Below are 23739 nucleotides of genomic sequence, written 5' to 3'. Positions count from 1 at the left end.
ACCCTACAACACTGAATTTAAGAGACTCATTATATGCTGCCAACCACTACTGGAATTGATATCAACGAAAGTAATCTGCATCAAACTATTGAACAGTCTATGACTGTGCCGGTTTTATTTTATTTCTGGTCTGAGCGTAGCTCTCACTGTCAGGAATTAGGTGTAACGCTGGATAAACTAGCCACAGAATATGCCGGGCAATTGGTATTAGCAAAAGTGGATTGCGATAAAGAACAAATGATCGCAGCACAATTTGGTTTACGAGCCATTCCTACTGTTTATGTTTTGCAACAAGGCCAACCAGTAGATGGTTTTCAGGGACCACAACCGGAAAAAGCTATCAGGGAGATGCTTACTCGCGTATTACCCAAGCCAGAAGAGTTAAAAGCTGCTCAAGCTGAGGAACTTATCGCAGAAGGAAAACATCAGGAAGCTCTACCGCTATTGAAAGAAGCCTGGCAATTAGCCCCCAAAAACAGTGAGATTGCACTTAAGTTGACCGAAGTGCAAATTATGCTCAATAATATACAAGAAGCTCAGGAAATTCTGAATCTAATTCCATTACAGGACCAGGATTCTCATTATCACAGTTTACTGGCTCAAATTGAGTTACAAAAGCAGGCCGCGGATACACCGGAAATCCAGCAATTGCAACAAGAATTCTCCGCTCAACCGGAAAATGCAGACTTGGCTGTTAAACTCGCGCTGAAATTGCACGAAGTTAGTCGTAATGAAGAAGCCCTGGAATTATTACTGGGTTTTCTGAAAAAGGATCTTTCTGCGGCCAATGGGGCAATCCGAAAAACGATGATGGATATTATGTCTGCAATGGGAACCGGTAATGCTCTGGCTTCGAAATATCGTCGTCAGGTTTATTCGCTGCTTTACTGATTTATTTAATTAAGGAATTGTTATGGATTTATTTGCTTTTGGTGCCGTACCTATTCTGATATTCATTGCCGTGGTGGTGGTATTTACTTGTGTAAAAACAGTGCCGCAAGGTTATCAATGGACAGTAGAACGCTTCGGGCGTTATACCCGAACGTTATTACCGGGTCTGCATATTATTGTCCCGTTTATCGACCGTATTGGCCGTAAAATTAACATGATGGAACAAGTGTTGGATATTCCTTCACAGGAAGTTATTTCCCGTGATAACGCCAATGTTACCATTGATGCGGTCTGCTTTATTCAGGTTGTCGATCCTGTTCGGGCTGCCTATGAAGTCAGCAACCTTGAGCTATCCATCATTAACCTGACGATGACTAATTTCCGTACTGTTCTGGGTTCGATGGAACTGGATGAAATGTTATCTCAGCGTGACTCCATCAACAGCCGTTTACTGCATATTGTCGATGAAGCCACTAACCCATGGGGCGTGAAAATTACCCGTATCGAAATCCGTGATGTTCGTCCACCGAAAGAGCTGATTTCTGCCATGAACGCCCAGATGAAAGCAGAACGTACAAAACGTGCTGATATTCTGGAAGCGGAAGGTATCCGTCAGGCTGCTATTCTGAAAGCTGAAGGTGAAAAACAGTCTCAGATTCTAAAAGCGGAAGGGGAACGTCAGTCTGCGTTTCTCCAGGCAGAAGCGCGTGAACGTGCTGCTGAAGCGGAAGCTCGTGCAACCAAAATGGTTTCTGATGCAATTGCTGACGGTAACATGCAGGCAATTAACTACTTTGTTGCCCAGAAATATACGGATGCACTAACCAGTATTGGCGCTTCCGATAACAGCAAAGTGATTATGATGCCTTTGGAAGCCAGCAATCTGATGGGCGCTATTGGCGGTATTACTGAACTGATTGGCGAAAGCAAAAAAGGTAAGTAAGCATGATTGCACAGATTACAGATCAGATTCCTTGGCTTTGGTTCTCCTTTGGGGGCTTACTGTTAATTGCAGAGCTTTTGGGAACTGGCGGCTATCTACTCTGGACGGGGACAGCCGCTATTGTTGTGGCACTTGTCACCTGGTTTCTGCCAGGAATGAGTTGGGAATGGCAAGGTATTCTGTTTGCAACTCTGACGCTGCTCTCGGCAATACTGTGGCGCTACTGGTTACGTCGTCACCCAGCAAAAGGTAGCGATACGTTGAACCAGAAAGATCACCAGCTCATCGGTATCCGAGCCAAATTGATTGTCGATACTGAGAATGGTTACAGCCGGGTCAAGCTTGCAGATGGCAGCTGGCGTGTTCACTGTGAAAGTGAACTACCAGCCAATACCGAAGTGGCAGTGATCGCTGTTGATGGTATTACTCTGAAAGTAAAACCCGTCAATTCTCAGTGATGAGAGCAACAACCTGATAAATGATCTATGATGGGGCACGTTGCCCCGTCATCTCCAGGGCACTCTTCCGCCAAAGATAACAATTTACTTCTGATTTTCTGTAACTCTTCAATCGTCTTTTCTATCTCAGCCACTTTATGCAACGTTGCCGCTTTTACATCGGCACTGTGACGATTAGGGTTGCGAAATAACACTAAAAACTCACGACATTCATCAAGCGTAAAACCTACCTGTTTCGCCTGACGTAGCAGCGTTAGTTCATCAATATGTTTCTGCTGATAATAACGGTAACCGTTATTTCCTCTTTCTGGTGGTGTGATCAAATCCTTTTCTTCATAAAACCGGATGGCTTTGTTGGTCAGGCCGGTTTTTTGGGCAATTTCACTGATGTTCATTTTTTCCCCCTTGACCTTACCCTGACGGGAAGGTTTAACCTTTGTAACAAGCCAGAAATTCATCTGGGCTGTAGATATCATCAACAATTATCACACAGGTGTGAAGAATAATTACGTCACTTATGCATTAGGAGGTTTTTTTATGTCACATACAACTATTTTAACGTTACAGGGGCTCTCCTGTATGCACTGTGTTAACAGTGTGAAAAAAGCACTGGGAAATCGTGCAGACGTGGAACAGGCGGAAATTACTATCGATTACGCTAAAGTTATTGGTGAAGCCTCCCCTGAATCATTAATCGGAACGATTAAAGAAGCAGGTTATGACGCCGAAATTGCCAGCCGGCCTGATATCGAACTGGCACTATCTGGCCTCAGTTGTATGCATTGTGCAGGCACGACACGTAAAGCTCTGGAAGTGGTAGCAGGGGTTATCGCTGCAGATGTGAATACTAAAACGGCTAAAATTTATGGCAAAGTTGATGCCGATGCGCTGATTGCCGCAGTTGAGCAGGCGGGTTATCACGCAGAACTGGCTTCTGGTCAACATTTCCCAAAATCTGAGCCGCTGACAATACCTGCTTCAAACAGACCGGAACCTTTGTCAGCGGCAACTTCTTCTGTTCCGGTCGAAAAAATTGACGAATCCGTTGTCCGTGATAGCGATGATAGTATCCAGTTGCTGTTGGATGGCATGACCTGTGCTAGTTGTGTGAATAAAGTTCAGAAAGCGTTGCAGAGTGTCGAAGGCGTGGAAAATGCCAGAGTGAACCTTGCTGAGCGCAGCGCTTTAATTACCGGTAGCGCCTCACCTGACGTACTAATTCAAGCGGTGGAAAAAGCCGGCTATGGTGCAGAACTGATTCAGAATGAAGCTGAACGGCGTGAACGTCAGCAACAAGTTTCTGAGGCCAATATGCGCCGTTTTCGCTGGCAGTCAGCATTCGCATTGGTCGTCGGTATTCCTGTGATGGTGTGGGGGATGATGGGCGATAATATGATGCTCACGCCAGAAAACCAGACTATCTGGCTGACTATCGGGACTATTACGCTTGCTGTGATGATCTTTGCCGGTGGTCATTTTTACCGCAATGCATGGCAAAGCCTAAAAAACGGCAGTGCCACCATGGATACATTGGTGGCATTGGGAACAGGGGCCGCCTGGCTTTATTCTATTAGTGTCAACCTGTGGCCGAATATTTTTCCACCACAGGCGCGCCATCTTTATTACGAAGCCAGTGCTATGATTATCGGCTTGATAAATTTGGGTCATGCTTTGGAACAACGTGCCCGCCAGCGTTCCTCAAAAGCGTTGGAACGTCTGCTGGATCTGACACCACCGACTGCCCGTGTGGTGACAGAAGATGGCGAAAAAGAGCTACCTTTGGCTAATGTCAAACCGGGAATGACATTACGTTTGACAACCGGTGATCGTATCCCCGTTGATGGTGAAATCATTCAAGGTGAAGTCTGGATAGATGAAGCGATGCTGACCGGTGAGCCGATTCCCCAGCAAAAATCCAAAGGTGATAACGTTCATGCCGGTACGACCGTACAGGATGGCACAGTGTTGTTTACTGCCGCCGCAGTGGGTAGCCAAACGACATTAGCGCGAATTATAAAATTGGTACGTCAGGCGCAAAGCAGTAAGCCAGAGATTGGTCAGTTGGCAGATAAAATTTCCTCAGTGTTTGTTCCGGCTGTCGTCGCGATAGCTCTGATTTCAGGTGCTATTTGGTACTTCATCGGTCCAGCACCACAGATTATGTATTCGTTGGTCATTATTACCACGGTACTGATTATTGCTTGTCCTTGTGCCCTTGGGCTGGCAACGCCTATGTCGATTATTTCTGGTGTTGGCCGGGCAGCAGAATTCGGTGTTTTGGTTCGGGACGCCGATGCTTTGCAACAAGCCAGTGAATTGGACACGATTGTTTTCGATAAAACCGGTACATTGACCGAAGGTATGCCGCAAGTTACTGATATCCATACTTTCAATGGATACAGTGAACAAGACGTATTGTGTTGGGCAGGCGCACTGGAAAATGGTTCTAATCATCCATTAGCCAAAGCAATACTTGCCAAAACTGAAGGGTTAGCATTACCGCAAGTTGAACAATTCCGCACTCTGGCTGGGTTGGGTATTAGTGGTGAAGTGAATGGCACAACTTTGTTGTTGGGTAATCAAGCATTGCTGGAACAAAATCAAATTGATACAGAGGAATTAAAGCCACTGATAGCCCAACAGGCAGAGAAAGGCATCACACCGGTTATTCTGGCGGTAGGAGGCAAAGCTGCGGCAGTTCTGTCTATTCGTGACCCACTGCGTGAAGATACCGTTACCGCACTGAAACGATTACATCATCAAGGCTACCGTTTAGTGATGCTGACCGGCGATAATCCAGTTACAGCCAATGCGATTGCGCAAGAAGCAGGGATTGATGAAGTCATCGCTGGTGTGTTGCCTGATGGCAAAGCTGAGGCTATCCAGAAACTTCAGGCGGCAGGCCGTAAAGTTGCTATGGTAGGGGATGGTATTAACGATGCTCCAGCGTTGGCGCGGGCTGATGTCGGGATTGCAATGGGCGGGGGGAGTGATATCGCTATTGAAACCGCAGCGATGACCCTAATGCGCCATAGTGTGCATAGTGTCGCTGATGCGGTTGAATTGTCCAAAGGAACTCTGCGTAATATGAAACAGAACCTGCTTGGGGCATTTATCTACAATACACTGGGTATTCCAATCGCAGCTGGGGTGCTCTATCCATTTACCGCAACATTGTTAGATCCCGTGATAGCGGGTGCGGCAATGGCGCTTTCTTCAATTACGGTGGTGAGTAATGCTAATCGTTTGTTGAGATTTAAGCCTAAATCATAATGCATCAACTTGGTTAGATCGTAAAAGTGCGGTATCTATACCCAATAGATTTCAAGATGCATCGCGACGGCCAGGGAGCGAATCCCCGGGAGCATAGAGAACTATGTGACCGGGGTGAGTGAGTGCAGCCAACAAAGAGGCAACTTGAAAGATAACAGGTATATGATCGCACTTTATATTATCTCACCTATCTGACTGACAAATTAACATTGCTCTCAAACCTGCCAGGAGTATTCTTCTCAGCTTTTTTTACTGCTTCATGCAGCTCAAAGGCTAGCTTGCTACCTGTATCAAGACCTAATGCCTGATGGATAAGCTTAGGTGACGTTATTTGACCTTTGGAAGTCAATGTTGCAAGTTCATAGATAGACATCATAGCAATTCTCTAGTTATTCATTTAATCATATAGAAAGGAATATTCCTTACCTAATCAAGGTAATCTTGTATGCTGATAGGAGTAAAGAAATATCAATGGAAATAAATAAAGATACAGCAGAGGTACAGCTGTAATATTAGCTGGAAAATGGTTAGCCTAAAATAAATGCTGAACCGGAGATACAAATGGGACGACTGATTAAACACCTTACCAATATGCTGGGGCTGAATCCTTCCCGCCGTTATCCTTATCCAGCTCATGATATTACACTGACAGGCGGCAAATATTTGCACCTGGTAGGCAGTATTCATATGGGAACTGAAAATATGTTTCCACTTTCTGGAATATTAATGGATCAGCTTAATCAATCCGATACGTTAATCGTCGAAGCAGATATTACTCAGGCAGGTTTCCCATTTAATGATGAATTTCAATCATACTCTCGTATCGAGCAACGTCTATCTTCTGAGATGTATCAGGATTTTCGGCGCTATTGCAATGAAATCCGCCAACAAGAAGAACTACTCAATTTATTACCTTCATGGCAAATTGCTTTAATTTTGCAAGTTGGGCAGGCGCAAAACCTAGGATTATATCCTCACTACGGTATTGATTATCAGCTACTTAATGCGGCTAAAGCGCAAGGAAAAATGATTATCGAGCTTGAGGGGACTGACTCACAGATTAATTTACTTCATCAGCTCCCGAATAATGGTTTGTCACTACTAGAAGATACATTATTACATTGGCACACCAACGCTCGTGCTTTACAAACCATGATAAGCTGGTGGATGGATTATCAACCTAAACAGCAAACACATTCTTTACCAACAACTTTCAGTGAGGATATCTATCAACTACTGATGATTGATCGTAATAAGCAGTGGAATAAATACTTGCGGGAATTGCCTGCCGGGCGGTATCTGGTTGTTGTCGGCGCTTTGCACCTGTATGGGGAAGGCAATTTGCTTCAGATGTTGCTAGAAGAACCGAGATAAAAAAAGGCCAATATTGCTATTGGCCAGTCAAAGAGGAATAACCTGTTATTTTCGTTATTCTTATTGTTCGGAGTATTACCTATAGGCAACAGAGCCACAGTCAGAGTACCAATTTCAAGATGCCATTTCATCCATTGCCCTTAATTATAAAATTATTCTATGTAATGAAATTGTGACACTAGTGATCATTTTACCGAAAAAACAGAACGTTAACTTTACTGTTTATGTTATTTATGACGTTTTGCAATCAGGACAACCTTTTGACCTTGAGTTGTCCCGATTTTTAAGCCAGTAATGAGTAAAGATATTAATTTTAGGCAAATTCTGCTCTGAGTTGTGGCAAGATTTTTTCGCCGAAAGTGGTTAAGCCCTTAATATAATCAGGGAAGATCAACATAACTCCATCCAGTTCGCATTCACGTAGTAAATCTGATAATTGTTTGCGACAGGTTTCCGGGTTACCAATAGCGGTGTGGGTCATGAAAGCATTTTGGGATCTTTCAACCATAGCATTGCTTTTTTCGCCAACATCGACACCAAAACTGTGCATCATGTTCTTAACTGCTTCTGTATCTAAACCATCACGATAGAACTGAGCCAGCGTTTCAGCTTCTTCATCTGTTTCAGCGCAGATAATGGTATTCATACAAAAGGTTTTGGTGGTGGTACCGTATTCTGCTGCAATACGTTTAGCCATCAGACTGATTTGTCGTGTTTCTTCTTCATCTTTACCACCAATGAAACACACATCAGTATGGCGTACACTAAAATGTAATCCGCGTTCTGACTGGCCGGCGCAGACCAAATAAGGACGTGGAACAGAAACTGGTTTGGGTTCGGAAACGCAATGCTTTAAATTAAAATAATCTCCTTGGTGATTAACCTGTTTTTCGCACCAAAGCCGTTTAATCAATTGAGTCCATTCTTCGGTCATGGTGTAACGTTGATCGTGATCTAAATTGCTATCCCATTCCCCCATTTGCTCGAATTCGTCTTTAAATGAGCCGGAGACAATATTTAGCCCGGCACGTCCATGACTAATTTGATCTAATGTCGCGATCATTTTGGCTGTCACGGCAGGGTTATGCAGCCCGGCATGCATGGTTGCGATAAGTCGGGCATGATGAGTGACTTCGGCAATGCCCGCCATCATCGTGACAGATTCCAACGAACAGCCCCAATGCTCTGTTTCGCCGCCAAAACCACGCCATTTACTCATGGACATAATAAAATCCAGACCAATTTGATCAGCCAAAATAGCGGCTTCACGGTTTTGCTGATAAGAGCCATCCAGCGGTGGTGTATTTTTAGAAATAATCCATCCACCTTTCGCTATAGGTAGAAAAACTCCGAATTCTTTGTTTGCCATCATTAATTCCTTGTTTGTGTGTTATAAGGAATACCTTTTTATACCCTTCATCTTTCAAGTTGCTGCTTTCTTATTTTTAAATTCAATTAAGTAAGGAACTGTTGTCAGAATGTTTCCTGACTATTTGTAAAGGCGGTTGCATCCTAAAAGTGATAATCAGAATGGTAAGCACCGGTATAGCAATAATGAGAAATGCGGGGGTAAAACTACCTGAATAATCCTTAATTACTCCCACCAGAAAAGGGGCGAAACATGCGATAGTGGAGATTAAGTTCACCACTGAGAATAATTCCAGATAGGGTGCGCGACCAAAATAATTGAACAGTAATATGCTGGATGCCAGAAAGGTCATGCCATAGCCGATGCCAATACACAAAGTGAATAGGATTAAAAATGTCCATGATGTGGCGACGCTGAGTGCGATAAGACCACAGATAATTATCGACAGACTGCCGATAAGCAGTTTCTTGGGATCAAGCCATTCACCAACCGCGCCTCCCGCAAATCTGGAGAATGCGTTGATAAAAGCCAAAATGCTGAGCGAGGAAGCAGCAACAGATTCGCTGAATCCATTTTCAGTAATATGGGCGACAGCAAAGCTGTTAACGGTTATCCCACACAGTAAAAAAGAGGTATAAGCGGCTGCAATGACATAAAATTGCCAAGTATGCAATGCTTGCCGGACATTCCATATTTCCCTCGTGCGATAGATACTGGAAGGGACATGGTCTTGTTGATTTTTGCTGACTCTTTCAGCATGGGCATTTTCCTTTTTGCCTTCTCGCATAATCAAAATGGTCAATATACTGATCAACGTAAGTAATACCCCGGAAATTGCCCAATGCATACGCCAGTTTCCCCAAAACACCGTTGCCAGGAAATAGATCCACGGACCGACCACGCCGCCTAATCCTCCGATGGTGAAATAGATACCGAAAGCTAATGACTGTTTTTCAAAGAGCCGGCTAATGACATAAGTTCCGGGAACAGTAGCCATAAGACTAAAGCCAATGCCTAATAGTGTTGTACCGGTGAAATAAGCGGTGATACTGTGAGTGTTGTAGAGGATGTAAAAGCCGGTGATAAAAGTAAGTGTACCGATCAGTAAGGTGGCACGAACACCTGTCCGGCGGATAAACATTGCTGGAAGATAACTGGATAGTCCACATGACAGGCCAAGTAAAGTGAACCCCAGACCTGCATCAGTCCAACTCCAGTTTAATTCCTTGATCATACTGGGTAATACAACACCCAGTGAGGTAAATGTGGTTGCGGTGACCAGAAAGTAAACCAGACCTAAAAGTATCAGCAGGAGCCACTGATAAGTACGTCCGAACCTGTCATGTTGAATGGGCATCTTGACTCCATAATGGATAAAGGTAATCAGAAAATTTCTGATATTTTATTGCGGTATCAGAAAAAACTATATCGAAGAAAGATCCCATAGCTAAATTGATCCGTTCGATAATAAGACGTATCTCTTATTTTATATTTATTTTTTATTGGATTCAGGACAATGCCTATCCATAAATGGCTGGGTTGGTTACCAAGGCGTTTTCCTAAATCGTAATGTAACTCGGGTTTGAAATCGATAGTCTCAGGTTGTCCATGTAAACCCAAAGTATAATCAAAAGTACCGACAACACGGAAATCACCTAAACGATTATTGAAGGGAATTCCGTAATCGATATGGATTCGCTGATCGTTCCAGCTCCCTTTGTCGTTATTCTCAAAATAAAAAGTTGTACGTAACCAACTAATCCAATTTGTCTGCCAATCAATACTGATACCAGGGAAATAGTCGTAATCTATATCTTTAGTTTTAGCAACCCATTGAGCGAACAGAATATCTTTGAACGGACCAAAAGAGAGGTCATTACCCGTGATTTTACTAAAGCTCATTCTTGGCACAAATTTATAATAGTAGGTGCTTTTATCGCCTTTATAATCACTTTGCAGCGAGTTTTGCCAAATACTATAGACGTACATATCTCCGACGCTATAGTCACCGAAAGCCTCTAAAATCGGTGAAATGGTTTTTCTGGGATCGACCCGATTTTCAAATTGCATATAAAGGCTGGTATCAATAGATTGAAAATTAACAAAATTGTTGGCCCGAGCTTGATGGATTACTGGCAACAATAATAGGATTGAAAGTAATCCACTCTTCTTTAATCTGGCGTCGATCCAGTGCCAGGCAATTGTTAAATAAGAGGTACAAGGAAATGGAAAAGAGATCCCTGAAGAGAAAAAAAGCGCTAGGCAGTTTTTCGTATCGTGGGTTTTTGGGGCAAATAACACGAAGGTTCCCCTTCTCATGTGGTATTGGGATGATGGGAGTTAACATTGATCTAACAGGGTGGTTTTGTCAAAGGGATATTTGATTTTATTGATGTAAAGGTGAGGTGAGTAAAAAAATAAGATTATTTTAACCTTAGTGATTTTTTAGTATCAGTAATATATTGATTATTTAATTAGCAATGGGACTTTTTGTTTAATTTTGTGTTGTGAATTTGAAATAGCATTGTTAATTAATTCAAGTTTATTATGGGAAATAATAAATGAAGATTTACTTTAATATAATTAAAAACCATAGGATAAAGTAGTTTATTGATTTTTTAATGTTTGATTTAAACTTTGATTTAAGTCAATTGGATATAAGGCATTTTTTGAATATAGATTAGAAAAGTGTGGTTAATAGCTTTAATAAACTTTTATTAGACATATGTTCATGAAAAGAATACATTATCTCAGTGTGACAATGACATTTCTACTTAATAAAAGAGGGTGATTATGTATACTGGAATTGTGCAAGGAAAAGAAAGCGTTTTATCTCTTGATAAAAGAGATGGATTTAGTACGTTAACCGTCAGTAATAATAACCATTTCTTTGATGATGTTTCTGTGGGAGCTAGTGTTGCGATTAATGGTACATGCCTGACTGTCACACAATTTAAAGACGATATAGTCTCTTTTGATATATCAGATTTTACGGCTGATGTGACCACATTAAAGTTTTTGAATGTGGGGGATGAAGTTAATATTGAAAGATCACATCAAATGAATAAGGAAAATGGTGGTCATAGTTTATATGGACATATTGAAGGTGTTGCAAAAGTCGTTGATTTTATTAAAACGGGAGAAACGTATCGATTAGTGATTAATATTCCTGGAGATAATATAAAATACTTTTTTCATAAAGGTTTTATTGGGCTACATGGTTGTAGCTTAACAATCAATGGTATAAATGAAGAAAATAAAACCATTGAATTGAATTTAATTCCAGAAACGTTAAGAGCTACTAATCTTGGTAATATTAAAATTGGTGATTTACTTAACTATGAAATAGATCAAACAACGAGAACGATTGTAGATACTATATCTAGATCGATTAATGTTAATAGATCAATATGATAATTGAAAGAATATATCCAATAGATTTTAAGTTGCAGTGCGGCGGCAAGTGAACGCATCCTCAGGAGCATAGATAATGATGTGATTGGGGTAAGTGAAAGCAGCCAACAAAGCAGCGTTTAAATAGGTTGGAATGCAGAGCGATAAGCCTTACATCTTCTTATTCTATTCATGAGGAATTTTTTCAGCTAATTTAATAAAAAATAGCCCAAGGGGTTGGGCTATTATTGGGCTATTATAAGTCTCATATCTTGAATAACTTTGCATGGCTTCCGATCCGATATATACCCAATAGATTTCAAGATGCATCGCGACGGCAAGGGAGCGAATCCCCGGGAGCATAGCTAACTATGTGACCGGGGTGAAACAATGACGATAACTGATCTATCGTGTTGATAGGGTTTTAAATCCTTTTTAAAAGCGGATGAATAGCGAATTTTTAGCATATTTTATTGGAAAATTTTGTCCCAAAATTCATCTATGGTATCTGCATTTGTACCGCCACCACTTTCCAATTCATGGATAGCTGTCTGCGTTGTAGCATTAGGAACATGGTACTCTTTTGTAGTTCTAGTTAGTACCAAGCGAATAAAACTAGACATGTCCAAACTTATTATCCCGGGCGGCTTGTGCTACCGCATTTTTTAGCTCTTCAGAAAGACGAACTTTTAACGTGGCTGTATTCATATGTGCCTCTTTGTTTCCTACTATTTGTGTCCTTACTGTGGGACTATTGTGGATACAAATCAAGATAATCAGATCAATAAATAAACAACGTCAGTATCAGACTTGACTTCAGCTGCGCTTGCTTGAATCCGTGTACTTCTGAATTGATAGTTCTTAAACAATACAGGGGAAGACCATATACGAAGCTGTTAACTAAGTTAATTTTTCTTGCACCCATTCAAGGCCACTCTGATATTCAGGCGGTAGCATTGGAATAAGTTTCTGCAATGTATTTTTTAACTCGTTTTTATTAGCGTGAGAAAGATTAAGATGACCAACTTTACGTGCAGGGCGAACTTCTTTCTCATACCAATGTAAATGTACCAATGGTAAGTTGAGCCATTGTGTATTGACATCTGTACCAATCAAATTAACCATGACTGATGGCGCTGTAACTTCTGGTTGAGGCATGGGTAAATCCAGAATAGCGCGGAGATGTAATTCAAACTGGCTGATAGATGCGCCATTTTGAGTCCAGTGACCACTGTTATGAACCCGCGGCGCCAGTTCATTAATCAGTAAATTATCACCGACAATAAAACATTCCATTGCCATCACACCGACATATTTCAGCTCATGCATAATGGCTGACAACATGCTTTCAGCTTGTTGCTGTAGATGACAATTTTCCGAAGGAAAGGCAATACTGGTACGCAGAATGCCATCTTGGTGCAGATTGTGAGTCAATGGATAGAACACACAATTGCCACTTTCGTTGCGGGCACCCACCAGAGAAACTTCGCCAGAGAAAGGAATGGCTTGCTCAGCAATACATTCACCATAAATATCATCTGGTAACTCTGTTTCATCCCCGGGGTGAATGCGCCATTGTCCGCGGCCGTCATAACCACCAATGCGACGTTTAACGATAACGAAATTACCAAGTTCGGTGAACAGCTGTGGCCATTGGTTGGTATCAGCCAGTAATTGCCATGGGGCAGTTGCAAGCCCCAAGCTATCTATTAATTGCTTTTGTGGTAGACGATCCGCCAGGCGAGGGAAAATATCCCGATTAGTGAAAGCCTTATGGCGAGCAAGTTCCCGGGTAAGGGCTGTTTCTGGCCAGCGTTCAATTTCAGCGGTAATCACACTATTCTGGTAAGGAACGGCTTCGGGTTCTGCATCCAGACCAACAGGGTAAACCGAGATACCTAAAGGCTCACCGGCCTGACGTAGCATCCGCCCAAGCTGACCATTACCTAATACACAAACTGGTTTCATACTTCCTCCCGTGGATCGGGATTATCGAGTACATCCTGAGTTTGTGTTTCACGCCAATGAGTAAGGCGCTTCAGCAAATCTTTATCATGACGAGCCAGCATCTGTGTAGCTAACAGCGCTGCGTTTGCTGCGCCTGCCTTTCCAATAGCAAGTGTGCCGACAGGAATACCTTTTGGCATTTGTACGATAGAGTAGAGGCTGTCTACACCATTAAGCGCGGCACTTTGTACGGGGACGCCCAGAACAGGCACCAGGGTTTTAGCAGCCAGCATTCCGGGTAGATGGGCGGCACCGCCTGCTCCAGCAATAATGACATCGAAGCCCTTTTGTTCGGCTTGTTCGGCAAAACTGAATAATTTATCTGGTGTGCGGTGGGCAGAAACAATTTCAACATGGAAAGCGACATCAAGAGAAGTGAGAATATCAGCTGCGTGCTGCATGGTTGTCCAATCGCTTTTAGAACCCATGACGATAGCGATTTTGGCGTTGTATTGAGCTGTTCCTGTTGAATCAGGCCGGGCAGTCATAAGTTAAATGCTCCTGTATTTTAACGTCCACCAGAACGAATATAGCGCTTTAAGGCTGCGGATCATATCATGCTCACAAGCTAAGGAAAACGATTGCGTTACTTTATACTTTACATTGTGACCTGGTAGGTGATTCAGAATGGGAAAAAGATAAGATCGGTTGATTTGTCCGTTATTTTGAACATTGATCCTTGATAGTGCCATGCACCAAGCACACCGCGATGATACATTTTGTTATGTAGAGTAACTTCGTGTACCGCAGGGCGATGCGTATGTCCATGGATCATCCAGTCAGCCTGATGCCGCTCAAAAGCATCAATAACAGCTTGCTGATTGACATCCATAATGGTTTCCGACTTCCGACTGTTGACCGATTGACTATTTGCGCGCATTTTTACGGCAATTTTCTGGCGGATAGACAGTGGTAATAGTAAAAACAGCCGCTGAATCCACGGAGTATGAACCCGCTTACGGTATTGTTGATAACCTGTGTCATCAGTGCACAAGGTATCTCCGTGCAGGATTAACACGCGCTTACCATACAGTTCCAGGGCTTTTTCTTGTGGTAGTAATATTATGCCGCTTTCCTCAGCAAAACGGGAACCGATTAGAAAATCGCGGTTGCCATGAATAAAATAACAGGCAACACCTTGTTGATGCAGTGTTTTTAATGCACAGGCGATTTCTCGGTGGAGAGGGTTGTTATCATCATCGCCAATCCAGTAATCGAACAGATCACCGAGAATATAGAGGCTATCAGCTTGAACAGCATCTTCACGCAGAAAACGCAGAAAACCGGCAGTGATTGCCGGTTCGTGCTCGCTTAGATGTAAATCCGCGATAAAAAGTGTGTACATACGTAGTAAGTTACTCGCTGACGGTCACTCTTTCAATGATAACATCTTCGCGTGGTACGTCTTGGTGCATACCGCTGCGGCCAGTAGAAACGCCTTTGATTTTATCAACAACGTCCATACCTTCGATAACCTCGGCAAACACACAGTAACCCCAACCATCAGGGCGTTCAGAGCGGAAGTTCAAGAAATCATTATCAACAACATTAATGAAGAATTGTGCAGTTGCTGAGTGTGGATCGTTGGTACGGGCCATAGCCAGGGTACCACGATTGTTTTTCAGGCCATTGTTGGCTTCATTTTTGATGGCTGCATCAGTCGGTTTTTGTTTCATTCCGGGTTCAAATCCGCCACCTTGGATCATGAAACCGTTAATAACGCGGTGGAAGATGGTGTTATCGTAGAAGCTATTGCGGCAGTAGTTTAAGAAATTCTCGACAGTTACAGGAGCTTTATCGGCGAAAGTATTAATCACAATATCGCCAAAGTTGGTATGGAAAGTCACCATAATTCAAATCCTAATAATAATTTTGATTAACCCGATTCAGGGCATTTGGACCAGGTGGCTTTTATATCACATCTACCATAATGAGTCAGTACCTATTAATTTCAGTAAGCTATATTGATCGTCAACCTTGCAAAGTGCTTAATATCGGGTTTCAATATCTTATTGGACGATGCCGTATCGAAAATTTATTTATGAGATAGGGACATAAGTCCAGAGTTATCAATTCGTTATTTTTAATCACGCGTACAGTGAATTTACGGAAAATCCCGATGCTAAAAATTTTCAATACCCTCAGTCGTCAAAAAGAAGAATTTAAGCCAATTCATCCAGGGATAGTAGGGATGTACGTGTGTGGTATCACGATTTATGACCTATGCCATATTGGTCACGGCAGAACATTTGTTGCCTTTGATGTAATTGCTCGTTACCTGCGTTATTTGGGATATGATTTGACATATGTGCGGAATGTGACTGATGTTGATGACAAGATCATCAAACGTGCAGCAGAAAATCACGAAAGTTGCGATGATCTAACCAGCCGTATGTTGGCTGAAATGTATAAAGATTTTGATGCGCTGAATATTTTACGCCCTGATCTGGAACCCCGTGCGACTCGTCATATTCCAGAAATCATTGAACTAACCGAATCATTGATAAAACGTGGTCATGCTTATGTTGCAGATAATGGTGATGTCATGTTTTCTGTCGAAAGTGATTCGGATTACGGAGCGCTTTCCCGGCAAGATCTCAGTCAGTTACAGGCAGGAGCACGAGTAGAAGTGGCTGATGTTAAGCGTAATCCAATGGATTTCGTATTGTGGAAAATGTCTAAGCCAGGTGAACCAAGCTGGGAATCGCCGTGGGGAAAAGGGCGTCCGGGTTGGCACATTGAATGTTCTGCAATGAACGGTAAACAGTTGGGCAATCATTTTGATATTCATGGTGGTGGTGCTGATCTGATGTTTCCACATCATGAAAATGAAATTGCTCAGTCTACCTGTGCTCATGATGGTCCGTATGTGAATTATTGGATGCATTCGGGGATGGTCATGGTGGATAAAGAGAAGATGTCCAAATCGCTGAACAACTTCTTTACTATCCGTGACGTACTGAAATATTACGATGCGGAAACAGTACGTTACTTCCTGCTGTCAGGTCATTATCGTAGCCAGCTTAACTACACTGAAGAGAATCTGAAGCAGGCACGTACTGCGCTTGAGCGTCTTTATACGGCTCTGCGTGGTACAGATGCGTCTGTATCACCGGCAGGTGGAGAAGTATTTGAGGCGCGTTTCATTGAAGCAATGAATGATGATTTCAATACCCCAGAGGCTTATTCAGTGCTATTTGATATGGCACGCGAAATCAACTGCCTGAAATCGGAAGATTTATCAGCCGCGAATGGTCTGGCAGCTGTGTTACGTAAACTGGCTGGAATTTTAGGTCTATTGGAACAAGATCCAGAGCAATTCCTGCATAGTGGTGTTCAAGTTGATGATGAAGACATTGCTAAAATTGAAGCATTGATTAAGCAACGTAATGATGCTCGTAAAAACAAAGATTGGACGCTGGCAGATTCTGCTCGTGATCAGTTGAATGAGATGGGCATTGAACTGGAAGATGGTCCGCAAGGGACTAGCTGGCGTCGTAAATAAGCTCGAGAGAGTACAACTGCTTTAGTAATTAAGGCTCCCTTTTGGGGAGCCTACTTTAGTTATTCTTTGATGCAAACAGAATCACCATTGAAAGTGACAACCTGTCCGGCGGTAATTTTACAGCGTTTGCGTGTCTCTGTTTGGCCGTTGACTTCAATTAGACCTTCAGCAATAACTGCCTTGGCTGTAGCGCCACTTTCACTCCATCCTTGAAACTTCAGCAGATCGCACAGCTCCACATGGGGATGACCTTTTAAATGAAAAATTTCCATTAACAACCTTCAGTTTTTTCCACATCATGATATTCCTCGCAAGCTTGCAAGGTATTCTGGATAAGCGTAGCCACTGTCATTGGACCAACGCCTCCCGGAACAGGAGAGATCCAGCTTGCTCGTTCTGAAGCGGTTTTAAAATCAACATCACCAATGACTTTACCGTCTTCCAGGCGATTAATGCCGACGTCAATCACAATGGCGCCTGGTTTAATCCACTCACCAGGGATAAAGTTTGGTTTACCGACAGCCACAATTAGCAGATCCGCATGTTCCACATGGTGGCGTAAATTTTTGGTAAAACGATGAGTAACCGTCGTGGTACAGCCAGCGAGTAGCAGTTCCAGACTCATTGGACGACCAACAATATTTGAGGCACCGATAATGACGGCATTCAGGCCATATGTGTTGATTCCACAACGTTCAAGCAAAGTTGCAATGCCGCGTGGAGTGCAGGGGCGTAACTTTGGTGCGCGTTGACACAGACGGCCAATATTATAAGGATGGAAACCATCAACATCTTTATCAGGTTGGATACGTTCCAGAACTTTAACGTTATCGATCCCGGCAGGTAAAGGAAGCTGAACCAGAATCCCATCAATGTCTGAATCATCATTAAGCTGATCGATAAGGTTTAACAATTCTGCTTCGCTGGTGGTATTTGGCAGGTCATAGGAACGGGAAACAAACCCGACTTCTTCGCAGGCACGACGTTTACTGGCGACATAAATCTGAGAAGCGGGGTTTTCTCCGACTAAAACAACGGCGAGGCCGGGAGCACGTTTTCCTGCTGAGACACGTTGTTGAACACGTTCTGCTACTTCTCTTCTGATTGTCTGCGCAATCGTTTTCCCGTCAATAATTTTTGCTGGCATGTACTCATAAATCCATAAATCAAACATTGGGATATCGCCTATTTTGTCAGAACATGAACGTGCTGTCAGTTTTATTGATAATCAGAAAATAGCCAGATGAAGATTTATAAGCAGAAAAGCCATTGACTCAAGGGCTTGTCCCCGTATAATCTCACCCCGCATCAGAGCATTACTGGTGCAGCTCATCTCCCAAGATGCGCCCTTAGCTCAGCTGGATAGAGCAACGGCCTTCTAAGCCGTAGGTCACAGGTTCGAATCCTGTAGGGCGTGCCATCATCAATTCCGTTAATGTCTACCGAAGTCCATTAAACCCAGTAAATACAAGACACTACTACAGTTCATATTCTTTCTATGTCCACTATAGTTTGTTGAAATCCATCCTATATTGGGGGTACATTTGGGGGTATGTTCAGGTTCAATGGAAAGTGATACCCCCATATGAAATTAAATGCCAGACAGGTAGAGTCAGCAAAGGCTAAAGCTACCGATTATAAATTAGCTGATGGTAGTGGTTTGTATTTACTGGTGAAGAAGAACGGAGCGCGTTATTGGCGTCTAAAATATCGGATTGCAGGTAAAGAAAAACTGCTTGCATTGGGGATATACCCTAATTTGTCTTTAGCTAATGCCAGAGCCAAAAGAGATGAAGCTAAGCAACACTTGGCTAATGGTGTTGATCCCGCTGAGGTGAAGAAGACAAAGCAGAAGGAGATAATCAGGCAAGCAACTAATACTTTTGAAGCCATAGCTAAAGAATGGCATTCCTATAAATTGCCGAATTGGTCTGTTGGCTATGCTGATGATTTACTTGAATCCTTTAATAAAGACATATTTCCTTATATTGGCAAAAGAATAATAACGGATATTAAGCCTCTAGATATGTTGGAAACTCTTCGTAAAATGGAACAGCGTGGCGTTCTGGATAAGCTTAAGAAGATTCGTCAAGCTTGTAGTCAGGTATTTAAATATGCGATTGTAACTGGTAGAAGTGAATATAATCCTGCTGCTGAATTATCTGGAGCGTTAGCATCACCGAAAGTTAAACATTTTCCACATCTTTTAGCCGATGAATTACCTCTTTTCCTGCAAACATTATCTCAATACAAGGGAAGTATCATTACTCAAATAGCGACAAAACTATTATTGTTAACCGGTGTTCGAACTATAGAACTTAGAGCTGCAAAGTGGGATGAATTAGATTTAGATAGAAAGATATGGGAAATTCCACTAGAACGTATGAAGATGCGCCGCACACATATCGTTCCACTATCTGAGCAGGTTCTGTCTCTGTTTAAGACATTGGAGGTCATCACTGGGCGTTTTGAGTTTATTTTTCATGGGCGTAATGATCCCAATAAACCAATGAGTGAAGCAGCTATTAACCAAGTTATTAAACGTATCGGCTATGGTAGCAGAGCAACAGGCCACGGATTTCGCCATACCATGAGTACAATTTTACATGAACAGGGCTATAACACTGCATGGATTGAAACACAGCTTGCACATGTTGATAAGAACAGTATCAGAGGAACATACAATCACGCCCAATATTTGGATGGTCGCAGGGAAATGCTGCAATGGTATGCTGACTATATGGATAGCTTAGAATACGGTGAAAATGTAATTTATAGTACATTTGGCAAAAGAGCTTAATTATTATTTGCAGAGATAGAGATAAAAAACTCCTATGATGAGTAGATTATTTGAAACAATGTAAAAAATTTTATTGCTCCTTACACTTCTTCAGATAAAAACAGCAAAAAATAATATAAAATGCCCACCTTAAATAGTGGGCAATAGATGTTTTGAGTGAGGGATGTTTTTTTAAGAGTTATAAAGTCTCTCTGACCTAGATACTTTAATATTGTTACCTTTTATAACGGGAAGGCCAGATAATTTCTGGCGCAATTTCTAACGCATTAGAAATAATTCTTTCTCCTTTAGGCCAGCGGCGTGTCAATGCATTGGCTAGTGTAGATGAAGCTAATCCAGCGCTCCTTGATAAAGCAGCTAATGTTATTCCTTTCTTTTTTAGTCCGGCAATAATATCGGCTGGGTGCCAATCTTGTTGAATCATATTTTATATTCCCCTGAGTGGTGACATAAAATAATTATCCTTTCATGGACTCTATCTGTAAATAGTTGAAGTTAAAAAATACTATTATCTTACTATTCCCCCGTTTAAATGAAACTCCCCCATTTATTACCCATTTTATTCCCTTTAAATAAAGAAAAGGTGTTTTTATAATTGCAGAGCAATGTAGGTATTCTATTGAATGTCAATGAATAGGATTGCTTTAGATATTATATTATGAACGGATTAAATAACTACGTGTTCATAGAAGAAATATACCCATGTTTCCCCCGTTTTATCCCCCACGATATATGGATTTTTATTTCCCCCACGTTGATATTATTAAAGTCGCTTAAGGTCAGACAGAATAAGGGTTTCACGTGCTTCCCCCTTTTAGGTGTACTTAATAAGTGGCAAGTGGGGAGTATTGCCGGATTTCTGACAATATCCCCCACATTTACCATTTATTCCCCCGTATTGGAATGGCGTTGATTAATGCGGATATCTTCACCCAATACGGTTAATAAACCATCATTTTCCAGTTTGTCCAGCCAGCGGCTGAATTTCTTTGATACATCAATGCCTTTTGCCCGTAAGTCATCCCGTACCTGTGATTTTGTGCAGAAATCGCTTTGGGCTGTTCGGTTACGAACAGATTCCCATAGGGCCAGATGATTGTCTGACAGACGCCGGACATGGGCCAGTGCCACATCACTGGCTGCGGTATCTTGAGGTTGTCTGGGCTGATCTGACAACACCAGAGAGGTAATCTCTTCACCATCTTCATCAATACAAATGCTGACCGGATGCAGGTCGTAAGCGACTTGTGGCGGTTCATCAGCATCTTTCATTTTAGTACAGCTTAATATCAGTGCTTCTTTATCATTTTCACGGCGGATATTAAACTCCGCATCCAGTGCTGCCCGAAAGGCGCTGGAGCCTCTTGCGCCTTTATCTTGGTCTTTGCCGGAATGGTGCACAACAAGTACGGTGGCGTTTGTTTTGGCTTTGATATAGTCGCAACCCTGAATAAACGCGCCCATATCTTTAGCGGTGTTTTCGTCTGAGCCGCCAAAACAACGGGCGAGGGTGTCCAGTACAATCAGACGAACAGGTAATCCGGTTTCCTGTTCGACATCTTTGGCGGCACAAATCACCTGTTCAGCGCTTTCCGGGTTAGCAGGAAATACCGGGCAGTCTATACGGTAAAGGGCGTCTATCGGGCTGTTATCATTCAAGCTGCTTTCCCATGCCCGGATACGACGAGGAACTCCCAGTCCCCCTTCACCCACTACATAAACCACCGCTCCCCGATTGACTCGTTTACCTGCCCATGCTTTACCTGTGGCAATATGACATGCCCATGACACCGCCAAAAAAGATTTATAAGAACCACTGGGGCCGTAAATACTGGCTAAGGAGTTACTGGGCAAATGGCCTTTAATCAGATAATCCTGATGAGTATCAAATCCTTCAGAATTTCTGCGTAAAGGTAATGATGTGCTGTAAGTCGTCGGAAGACGAGTTACAGGAAGGGGACTGATGATTTTATCTGTCTGATGATAAAAGGCTGTTCGGGTGGCTTCATCACCGTATTGCCTGCGGTAATCATCCCAGTCAGCCTGATAGTCTGTTGGTGGCAGGGCAACCTTTCCCTGTATTGCATTAGCGGCCTGTTCTGCCTTAATTTTTCCGGTGTTCTCTTCATCTGCATTAATATCATTATCCCCCGCGATAATAAAAACACCGTGGGGATGTTGAGCTTTAAGCGTTTTTGCTACATTGAGCAGATTATTAGCGGAAATGGCGGCATAGATTGCACTGTTACGGTTAATAACGGCCAGTGATAAGCCAGTGGCATAACCTTCTGTAATGATAATGTCATCATGAGAATCAGGCTCGCGGACAACAGCAAAAGCCCCTTTTAACTGACTGCCGGATAATAGTCGCTTACTGCCGTCAGGGTGAATCAATTGGGCGCCGCAATATTCTCCCGAAATATTAACCAGTGGCAACACCAGTGTATTTTCTGGAAACATCACATTGCCTGTCTTTTGACAGTAAGCCGGCGGGAACAGAAAAACGGGTTCAGCTAAATTTTTGCGGAGCAAATAAGGGCTTGCGCCCTTAATGCACTGATTTAATAATAAACTGACCCGTTCAGCAATCGGCACCTGAATAACAGAGGCTTTTTTTCTGGCTGGCGCTGTTGACGGAAGTTCTGACAACTCAGATATCCACCTTGCCGCTTCAATCAACTGACAGCCTTTAAATTTTGCCAATAAATCCAGTCCATCTCCATGACCGCATTCAGCCCGATTACAAATCCATGTGCCATTACCGTCTTTATCATCAAATCGGAACCGGTCTTTCCCTCCACACATGGGGCAAGGCCCATGACGATGATTGGCAGGCACAACAATGCCCGCCTGAGACAGAATCGCGGGCCAGCGGTGGCGGGACTGCCGGACAATATCAGAAACGAAGGAGGGCATGACTTTCCTCCTCAGAGGTTTCTCCAACCAGCATTTTACTGAGCAGTTCAATGCGTTCCCATAAAATGAAAGCTAGGATTTCCTTAAACGCGAGATTATTTTGCTCAATAATACTATTGATAAGTGCCCGGCAGTGGTCAAGTACTTCTTCTGAGTTTTCAGGGCGGTAATCATGCATAAAACACCCCTGCCAGAGAAAAAGCCTTAGAACGGGAGAATAGTTGACATTGTGGATAAGATAGCCAATAGGAATGATAGGGGATTGTAGCCATAAAATGGCCTCCGGTAAGTAGTACTTATAACTACCACCTGAGCTGCAAATCTCATTGGTGGTAGCCCAAACGGAGTTTGCAGTACCGGCCTTACTGGACACCGGCCAGCCCAAAGGCTGCCCCGCCTGAGCTACCATTGACTGATGTATATAGCAGTAATGACAATACTGAATATAATACAGGTATGCTAAGGCCGTAATACCAAGGAAAATTGGTATCGACAGTAAGGAGTACGGGCTGCAAATCCCGGCTGCGGATTTTGCCGCAGCGCGTGAACTATACCTCAGTAATTTACTGATTATCAACTTATAATTAAGGTTAAAAGTCTCATTCAGACTCATCCCTGTGTTTCCTTGCGATTGTTGATTTTATTGATAATCCATTCATCAATTTCTTTTTCTACCCATGCAACTGAGCGTGCTCCCAGACTGACAGATTTAGGAAACTCGCCTTGCTGCATCAAATGGTAAATCCATGATTTCTTTAAACCGACTTTTTTCATGACATCCGCCAGACGTATTAAGGTTGTCTCTGCCAT

Annotated in this window: 23 protein-coding genes, 1 tRNA gene and 1 pseudogene; 9 read left to right on the top strand and 16 right to left on the bottom strand. The window is 42.7% G+C overall.

Features of this window, described 5'->3' with window-relative positions:
* Positions 1 to 33: 33 nt before the first annotated feature.
* The 3 genes from BDD30_RS06515 to BDD30_RS06505 are packed head-to-tail and all read left to right on the top strand — an operon-like array spanning position 34 to position 2292.
* Complete coding sequence (locus tag BDD30_RS06515; RefSeq protein WP_012777159.1) at positions 34 to 891, top strand: co-chaperone YbbN; 858 nt, start codon at positions 34 to 36, stop codon at positions 889 to 891.
* 22 nt (positions 892 to 913) lie between these two features.
* Complete coding sequence (locus tag BDD30_RS06510; protein ID WP_012777160.1) at positions 914 to 1834, top strand: SPFH domain-containing protein; 921 nt, start codon at positions 914 to 916, stop codon at positions 1832 to 1834.
* Positions 1835 to 1836: 2 nt separating this feature from the next.
* A complete protein-coding gene (locus BDD30_RS06505) occupies positions 1837 to 2292 on the top strand; it encodes an NfeD family protein (protein ID WP_012777161.1) in 456 nt (151 codons plus the stop codon).
* Here BDD30_RS06505 and cueR read toward each other — a convergent pair.
* On the bottom strand, positions 2286 to 2687 hold the full coding sequence (gene cueR, locus BDD30_RS06500) for a Cu(I)-responsive transcriptional regulator (RefSeq protein ID WP_012777162.1): 402 nt from the start codon (positions 2685 to 2687) through the stop codon (positions 2286 to 2288). The genes BDD30_RS06505 and cueR overlap by 7 nt on opposite strands.
* A gap of 142 nt (positions 2688 to 2829) precedes the next feature.
* Between cueR and copA the strand changes: the two genes are divergently transcribed.
* Entirely contained in the window at positions 2830 to 5565 is a 2736-nt protein-coding gene (gene copA / locus BDD30_RS06495; protein ID WP_012777163.1) for a copper-exporting P-type ATPase CopA, read from the top strand.
* Positions 5566 to 5752: 187 nt separating this feature from the next.
* Here the strand turns inward: copA and BDD30_RS24975 are convergent, their stop codons facing one another.
* Positions 5753 to 5938 carry an AbrB/MazE/SpoVT family DNA-binding domain-containing protein gene (locus tag BDD30_RS24975; RefSeq protein ID WP_422615912.1) on the bottom strand — a complete coding sequence of 62 codons (186 nt, stop codon included), beginning with the start codon at positions 5936 to 5938 and terminating at the stop codon, positions 5753 to 5755.
* A 188-nt stretch (positions 5939 to 6126) separates the two neighbouring features.
* On the opposite strand from BDD30_RS24975, the gene BDD30_RS06485 reads away from it, so the two are divergent.
* Positions 6127 to 6939 (top strand): TraB/GumN family protein, encoded by an 813-nt coding sequence (locus tag BDD30_RS06485; protein WP_012777165.1) that lies wholly within the window; start codon positions 6127 to 6129, stop codon positions 6937 to 6939.
* Between the two features lie 313 nt (positions 6940 to 7252).
* Here the strand turns inward: BDD30_RS06485 and BDD30_RS06480 are convergent, their stop codons facing one another.
* The 3 genes from BDD30_RS06480 to BDD30_RS06470 all read right to left on the bottom strand — a co-directional run bounded on the left by BDD30_RS06480 (position 7253) and on the right by BDD30_RS06470 (position 10609).
* Positions 7253 to 8308 carry an LLM class flavin-dependent oxidoreductase gene (locus BDD30_RS06480; protein WP_012777166.1) on the bottom strand — a complete coding sequence of 352 codons (1056 nt, stop codon included), beginning with the start codon at positions 8306 to 8308 and terminating at the stop codon, positions 7253 to 7255.
* 82 nt (positions 8309 to 8390) lie between these two features.
* Positions 8391 to 9665 carry an MFS transporter gene (locus tag BDD30_RS06475; RefSeq protein WP_012777167.1) on the bottom strand — a complete coding sequence of 425 codons (1275 nt, stop codon included), beginning with the start codon at positions 9663 to 9665 and terminating at the stop codon, positions 8391 to 8393.
* Between the two features lie 56 nt (positions 9666 to 9721).
* A complete protein-coding gene (locus BDD30_RS06470; RefSeq protein ID WP_231849188.1) occupies positions 9722 to 10609 on the bottom strand; it encodes an outer membrane protein OmpK in 888 nt (295 codons plus the stop codon).
* A 492-nt stretch (positions 10610 to 11101) separates the two neighbouring features.
* Between BDD30_RS06470 and BDD30_RS06465 the strand changes: the two genes are divergently transcribed.
* Complete coding sequence (locus BDD30_RS06465; RefSeq protein ID WP_012777169.1) at positions 11102 to 11722, top strand: riboflavin synthase; 621 nt, start codon at positions 11102 to 11104, stop codon at positions 11720 to 11722.
* Positions 11723 to 12601: 879 nt separating this feature from the next.
* On the opposite strand, the gene purK is transcribed toward BDD30_RS06465, so the two are convergent.
* The 4 genes from purK to ppiB all read right to left on the bottom strand — a co-directional run bounded on the left by purK (position 12602) and on the right by ppiB (position 15558).
* A complete protein-coding gene (purK, locus tag BDD30_RS06455; protein ID WP_012777171.1) occupies positions 12602 to 13669 on the bottom strand; it encodes a 5-(carboxyamino)imidazole ribonucleotide synthase in 1068 nt (355 codons plus the stop codon).
* Entirely contained in the window at positions 13666 to 14196 is a 531-nt protein-coding gene (gene purE / locus BDD30_RS06450; protein WP_012777172.1) for a 5-(carboxyamino)imidazole ribonucleotide mutase, read from the bottom strand. The genes purK and purE overlap by 4 nt, the downstream gene beginning before the upstream one ends.
* A 134-nt stretch (positions 14197 to 14330) precedes the next feature.
* A complete protein-coding gene (gene lpxH, locus BDD30_RS06445) occupies positions 14331 to 15053 on the bottom strand; it encodes a UDP-2,3-diacylglucosamine diphosphatase (RefSeq protein WP_012777173.1) in 723 nt (240 codons plus the stop codon).
* 10 nt (positions 15054 to 15063) lie between these two features.
* Positions 15064 to 15558: a peptidylprolyl isomerase B gene (ppiB, locus tag BDD30_RS06440; RefSeq protein ID WP_012777174.1), complete on the bottom strand. Its 495-nt coding sequence runs from the start codon at positions 15556 to 15558 to the stop codon at positions 15064 to 15066.
* 269 nt (positions 15559 to 15827) lie between these two features.
* Between ppiB and cysS the strand changes: the two genes are divergently transcribed.
* Positions 15828 to 17213, top strand: a complete 1386-nt coding sequence (gene cysS / locus BDD30_RS06435) for a cysteine--tRNA ligase (RefSeq protein ID WP_012777175.1) — start codon at positions 15828 to 15830, stop codon at positions 17211 to 17213.
* A gap of 59 nt (positions 17214 to 17272) precedes the next feature.
* Here the strand turns inward: cysS and ybcJ are convergent, their stop codons facing one another.
* Both ybcJ and folD read right to left on the bottom strand, forming a co-directional pair.
* Entirely contained in the window at positions 17273 to 17485 is a 213-nt protein-coding gene (gene ybcJ / locus BDD30_RS06430) for a ribosome-associated protein YbcJ (RefSeq protein ID WP_012777176.1), read from the bottom strand.
* A complete protein-coding gene (gene folD / locus BDD30_RS06425) occupies positions 17485 to 18360 on the bottom strand; it encodes a bifunctional methylenetetrahydrofolate dehydrogenase/methenyltetrahydrofolate cyclohydrolase FolD (protein WP_012777177.1) in 876 nt (291 codons plus the stop codon). Before folD ends, ybcJ begins: the two co-directional genes overlap by 1 nt.
* Before the next feature lie 196 nt (positions 18361 to 18556).
* On the opposite strand from folD, the gene BDD30_RS06420 reads away from it, so the two are divergent.
* A tRNA-Arg gene (locus BDD30_RS06420) sits at positions 18557 to 18633 on the top strand.
* 165 nt (positions 18634 to 18798) lie between these two features.
* Positions 18799 to 20013 carry a tyrosine-type recombinase/integrase gene (locus BDD30_RS06415; protein ID WP_012777178.1) on the top strand — a complete coding sequence of 405 codons (1215 nt, stop codon included), beginning with the start codon at positions 18799 to 18801 and terminating at the stop codon, positions 20011 to 20013.
* A 214-nt stretch (positions 20014 to 20227) separates the two neighbouring features.
* Here BDD30_RS06415 and BDD30_RS06410 read toward each other — a convergent pair whose 3' ends face one another.
* The 5 genes and pseudogenes from BDD30_RS06410 to BDD30_RS06390 all read right to left on the bottom strand — a co-directional run bounded on the left by BDD30_RS06410 (position 20228) and on the right by BDD30_RS06390 (position 23739).
* Positions 20228 to 20437, bottom strand: a complete 210-nt coding sequence (locus BDD30_RS06410; RefSeq protein WP_012777179.1) for a helix-turn-helix domain-containing protein — start codon at positions 20435 to 20437, stop codon at positions 20228 to 20230.
* 461 nt (positions 20438 to 20898) lie between these two features.
* Entirely contained in the window at positions 20899 to 21981 is a 1083-nt protein-coding gene (locus BDD30_RS24060; RefSeq protein ID WP_041382720.1) for a helicase RepA family protein, read from the bottom strand.
* 51 nt (positions 21982 to 22032) lie between these two features.
* A pseudogene (locus BDD30_RS24055) lies at positions 22033 to 22929 on the bottom strand (primase-helicase zinc-binding domain-containing protein); the annotation flags it as partial.
* Positions 22910 to 23542: an ash family protein gene (locus tag BDD30_RS06395; protein ID WP_012777181.1), complete on the bottom strand. Its 633-nt coding sequence runs from the start codon at positions 23540 to 23542 to the stop codon at positions 22910 to 22912. The gene BDD30_RS06395 and the pseudogene BDD30_RS24055, both read right to left, overlap by 20 nt.
* Positions 23539 to 23739: a helix-turn-helix transcriptional regulator gene (locus BDD30_RS06390; RefSeq protein WP_012777182.1), complete on the bottom strand. Its 201-nt coding sequence runs from the start codon at positions 23737 to 23739 to the stop codon at positions 23539 to 23541. Before BDD30_RS06390 ends, BDD30_RS06395 begins: the two co-directional genes overlap by 4 nt.

It is taken from the genome of Photorhabdus asymbiotica (genome assembly GCF_003634575.1).
In the GTDB taxonomy this organism is placed as follows: domain Bacteria; phylum Pseudomonadota; class Gammaproteobacteria; order Enterobacterales; family Enterobacteriaceae; genus Photorhabdus; species Photorhabdus asymbiotica.
This window is presented reverse-complemented; position numbering and strand designations above follow the sequence as displayed.

Coding starts and splice junctions, on each gene's coding strand:
- BDD30_RS06515 (WP_012777159.1), top strand. CDS start 34: ATGCTGCCAACCACTACTGGAATTGATATCAACGAAAGTAATCTGCAT.
- BDD30_RS06510 (WP_012777160.1), top strand. CDS start 914: ATGGATTTATTTGCTTTTGGTGCCGTACCTATTCTGATATTCATTGCC.
- BDD30_RS06505 (WP_012777161.1), top strand. CDS start 1,837: ATGATTGCACAGATTACAGATCAGATTCCTTGGCTTTGGTTCTCCTTT.
- cueR (WP_012777162.1), bottom strand. CDS start 2,687: ATGAACATCAGTGAAATTGCCCAAAAAACCGGCCTGACCAACAAAGCC.
- copA (WP_012777163.1), top strand. CDS start 2,830: ATGTCACATACAACTATTTTAACGTTACAGGGGCTCTCCTGTATGCAC.
- BDD30_RS24975 (WP_422615912.1), bottom strand. CDS start 5,938: ATGTCTATCTATGAACTTGCAACATTGACTTCCAAAGGTCAAATAACG.
- BDD30_RS06485 (WP_012777165.1), top strand. CDS start 6,127: ATGGGACGACTGATTAAACACCTTACCAATATGCTGGGGCTGAATCCT.
- BDD30_RS06480 (WP_012777166.1), bottom strand. CDS start 8,308: ATGGCAAACAAAGAATTCGGAGTTTTTCTACCTATAGCGAAAGGTGGA.
- BDD30_RS06475 (WP_012777167.1), bottom strand. CDS start 9,665: ATGCCCATTCAACATGACAGGTTCGGACGTACTTATCAGTGGCTCCTG.
- BDD30_RS06465 (WP_012777169.1), top strand. CDS start 11,102: ATGTATACTGGAATTGTGCAAGGAAAAGAAAGCGTTTTATCTCTTGAT.
- purK (WP_012777171.1), bottom strand. CDS start 13,669: ATGAAACCAGTTTGTGTATTAGGTAATGGTCAGCTTGGGCGGATGCTA.
- purE (WP_012777172.1), bottom strand. CDS start 14,196: ATGACTGCCCGGCCTGATTCAACAGGAACAGCTCAATACAACGCCAAA.
- lpxH (WP_012777173.1), bottom strand. CDS start 15,053: ATGTACACACTTTTTATCGCGGATTTACATCTAAGCGAGCACGAACCG.
- ppiB (WP_012777174.1), bottom strand. CDS start 15,558: ATGGTGACTTTCCATACCAACTTTGGCGATATTGTGATTAATACTTTC.
- cysS (WP_012777175.1), top strand. CDS start 15,828: ATGCTAAAAATTTTCAATACCCTCAGTCGTCAAAAAGAAGAATTTAAG.
- ybcJ (WP_012777176.1), bottom strand. CDS start 17,485: ATGGAAATTTTTCATTTAAAAGGTCATCCCCATGTGGAGCTGTGCGAT.
- folD (WP_012777177.1), bottom strand. CDS start 18,360: ATGCCAGCAAAAATTATTGACGGGAAAACGATTGCGCAGACAATCAGA.
- BDD30_RS06415 (WP_012777178.1), top strand. CDS start 18,799: ATGAAATTAAATGCCAGACAGGTAGAGTCAGCAAAGGCTAAAGCTACC.
- BDD30_RS06410 (WP_012777179.1), bottom strand. CDS start 20,437: ATGATTCAACAAGATTGGCACCCAGCCGATATTATTGCCGGACTAAAA.
- BDD30_RS06395 (WP_012777181.1), bottom strand. CDS start 23,542: ATGAGTCTGAATGAGACTTTTAACCTTAATTATAAGTTGATAATCAGT.
- BDD30_RS06390 (WP_012777182.1), bottom strand. CDS start 23,739: ATGGCAGAGACAACCTTAATACGTCTGGCGGATGTCATGAAAAAAGTC.